Annotated in this window: 1 pseudogene; it reads left to right on the top strand. The window is 42.9% G+C overall.

The features are described from left to right. Positions 1–314: 314 nt before the first annotated feature. A pseudogene (locus tag R7Q11_RS27830) lies at positions 315–594 on the top strand (oligopeptidase B); the annotation flags it as partial.

A 594-nucleotide genomic window follows, 5' to 3' on the forward strand; every position in this document is an offset into this window, starting at 1 on the left:
TCTGACCAACGCATTGAAAAGGGACACACAAAATAGTGTGTCCCTTCTTTCATATCACACGCCCTCTATTTATTGATGAGAATGATTTAACTTTAGAAGTGATATTTGTTAAAAATAACAGTTGCTTACACAATGCGTTTTCAAGCCAACAGGTCACAACAATGAGCCGTTCACAAATGGGGAGAGTATCCACTTCTCGAACCACATTTCTGCTCTCTAAAACAAAAGCGTGACCAGCCTGAAAACTCTCAATGAAACCAAAGTCCATACCCTCAGGATGAGGCAACTTAGGTATAAAATATAAGGATTAACAGATGCGTTTCACTTTAACTACGTTGGCCGTATCGGTCGCGCTTATCGCCGGATGCAGCAATCAAGGAACTCCAACCATGACTCAATATTCCCAATCACAGATCGGTGCTCAGCAAACTCAAGACCCGGTTGCAAAAAAAATCCCTCACGCGATGACCAATCATGGTGATACTCGCGTTGATAACTACTACTGGATGCGTGACGACGAGCGTAAAGATCCAGAAATTTTGCAGCACCTAGAGCAAGAAAATCAGTATGCGGAAACCGTTCTCAAGCACACTG

The sequence above is a fragment of the Vibrio sp. 970 genome (genome assembly GCF_033339075.1).